The sequence below is a fragment of the bacterium genome, assembly GCA_027622355.1.
Lineage (GTDB): Bacteria > UBA8248 > UBA8248 > UBA8248 > UBA8248 > JAQBZT01.
The window spans coordinates 1-2,681 of sequence record JAQBZT010000333.1; the positions used below are offsets into that span (position 1 = coordinate 1).

3 protein-coding genes are annotated in these 2,681 nt (G+C 64.2%); all 3 read left to right on the forward strand.

Annotated elements, in window-relative coordinates:
• The first annotated feature begins 199 nt into the window (after positions 1-199).
• Positions 200-1,144 carry a ferredoxin--NADP reductase gene (locus O2807_14345; protein MDA1001683.1) on the forward strand — a complete coding sequence of 315 codons (945 nt, stop codon included), beginning with the start codon at positions 200-202 and terminating at the stop codon, positions 1,142-1,144.
• A gap of 32 nt (positions 1,145-1,176) precedes the next feature.
• Positions 1,177-1,953, forward strand: a complete 777-nt coding sequence (locus O2807_14350) for an enoyl-CoA hydratase-related protein (GenBank protein MDA1001684.1) — start codon at positions 1,177-1,179, stop codon at positions 1,951-1,953.
• Between the two features lie 97 nt (positions 1,954-2,050).
• On the forward strand, positions 2,051-2,681 hold a 631-nt coding region (locus tag O2807_14355; protein MDA1001685.1), incomplete at its 3' end, for a methylmalonyl-CoA mutase family protein.

Below are 2,681 nucleotides of genomic sequence, written 5' to 3' on the forward strand. Positions count from 1 at the left end.
CCGATGCCCGCGCGGGCGGACGCCCCGCCGCCTCCTGAGTGCCTCCTGAGCGCGCCTCCTTGAGCACTTCCTGAGCACTTCGCAAGATCGCCTCAAATTCCCCGGCCGGGGTACCCATGTCCGGCAAGGTTCTGTAATATTTCCCATAGTCGGAGGGCGGCCCTCTTCATCTATTATCCGAAAAGTCGCTGGAGGCGGAATGCTCGAACAAAGTGACATCAAGGAACTGGCCGAAAAACACTACAACGCCACCATCGTGGACATCCGCTGGGGGCACGAGACGCTGGCCGCCTTCCGGGTGAAGCCCGATTTCCCGATCCCGGACTTCCACCCGGGCCAGTACACCACCCTGGGCCTCGGCTACTGGGAGGCGCGCCACCAAGACGCCTTGAAGGAAAAGCCGCACGATGAGAAGAAAATCCGGCGCCTCGTCCGCCGCGCCTACTCCGTCTCGCACCCGGTCGTGAACGATAGCGGCGAGCTCTTCGAGGCGGAGAAGCTCGACTTCCTGGAGTTCTACATCGTCATGGTCACCGGGGAGGAGGGCCAGCCCGCCCCCGGCCTCACCCCTCGCCTGTTCCTGAAAAAGCCGGGCGACCGGATCAACATGGGCCAGAAATTCACCGGCGAGTACACCCTCGAGCTCATGGAGGAGATCCGCGATCGCGACGACGCCCTCATCGTCTTCGGCGGCACCGGCACCGGCGAGGGACCCCACAACTTCATGATCTGGGAGCTGCTGCGGAAGGGCTTCAAGGGGCAGATCGCCTCGCTCAACGTCGTCCGCTACAAGGAGGACCTCGCCTACGAGGCCATCTACCGCGATCTCGAAAAAAAATACCCGAACCTCACCTATCACGCCCTCACCACCCGCGAGACCGACACCCTCCACAACAAGGTCTACGTGCAGGACTACATCCTCTCCGGCCAGTTCGAGGAGAAGATCGGCCGCGAGATGAAGGCCGAGAACACCCACATCTTCCTGTGCGGCAACCCCGCCATGATCGGCATCCCCAAGATCAAGGACGGGGAGAAAACCTGGCCCGAGGGGAAAAAGGGCGTCATCGAGATCATGGAAGCGCGCGGCTTCACGATGGACTACGGCCAGACCAAGGGGAACATCCACTACGAGAAGTACTGGTAGGCCCTGCTCCGGCCCCAGTCACCGGAGAAGCCATGGCCCACCTGCTTTGCGAGACCGAAAACGGCGTCGCCACCCTCACCCTCAACCGCCCCGGCGTGCGCAACGCGGTGGACGCGGAAATCATGGACGGCCTCTCCGAGCAAGCGGACCGCCTCGCGGCGGAGGGTTCGCTGCGCGCGGTTCTTCTGACCGGCGCGGGGGAGGAGGCCTTCTGCGCGGGGGGCGACCTGAAGTGGCTCCGCTCCTTCGACACCCCCGAAAAGGGCGCGGCCATGAGCCGCCGGATGCAGGACATCCTCCGCCGCCTCGCGCACCTTCCCGTCCCCCTCATCTGCGTGCTGAACGGCTACGCCCTCGGCGGCGGGGCCGAGATCACCCTCGCCTGCGACATCCGCGTCATGGAGTCCCACGCCTGGATCGCCTTCCGGCAGGCGCGCATCGCCCTCATGACGGGCTGGGGCGGCGGCGGGCGGCTGATCCGGCTGATCGGCCACGCCAAGGCGATGGAACTACTGGCGGCGGCCCCCGAGATCCGGGCGGAGGAGGCAAAGCGGATCGGCCTCGTCAACACGGTGGTCCCGAAGGGAGAGGGGCTGGCGGAGGCCCGGCGGATGGCGGCGGGGATCGCCCAGGCCCCCGCCCCCGCCATCCGCGCCATCAAGAAGTATTTTCTCTCTCTGGACGCGGCGTTTCTGGCGGATGCCAGTGAGAAGGAAACCGAGATCTTCTCCACCCTCTGGAACTCGGCGAGTCACGATGAGGCCATCCGCGCCTTCATCGAAAAGCGCGCGCCCGAATTTAAGAAGTAGAAAGTTCGAGAGTAGAAAACTTAATAAATAGAAAGTTCGGGGAATCGAAAGTTCGGGAGTCAAAAGTTCGGGAGTCAAAAGTTCGAGGATTAAAGAAATGCCCGAGGAAAAAAAATTCGAGACGCGCGCGGGGCTTCCGATCGAGGCTGTCTATCGTCCCGAGGACCGCCCGCCGGAATCTGAAAAGGAAGTCCCCGGCGCGTATCCCTACACCCGGGGCATCCACCCGGAGATGTACCGGGAGCGCCTCTGGACATCGCGCCAGTACGCGGGCTTCGGCACCCCCGAGGAGACGAACGCGCGCTACCGCTTTCTGCTCGCGCAGGGAAACGCCGGGCTCTCGGTCGCCCTCGATCTCCCGACCCAGCTCGGCCTCGACAGCGACGATGAGCGGGCCGCGGGCGAGGTCGGCAAGGTCGGCGTCGCGGTGGACACCCTCGACGACATGGAGACCATCTTCCACGGGATCCCCCTCGATAAGATCAGCACCTCCTTCACCATCAACTCGACTGCCGCAATCCTCTACGCGATGTACATCGCCGTCGGGAAAAAACAGGGCGTCGATCCGCAAAACCTGACCGGCACCATCCAGAACGACATCCTGAAGGAGTACGCCGCGCGCGGCACCTGGATCTTCCCGCCCGAGCCCTCGCTCCGCCTCATCGTGGACACCATCGAATACGGCCTCGCGCACACGCCGCGCTTCAACACCCTGAGCGCGGCGGGGG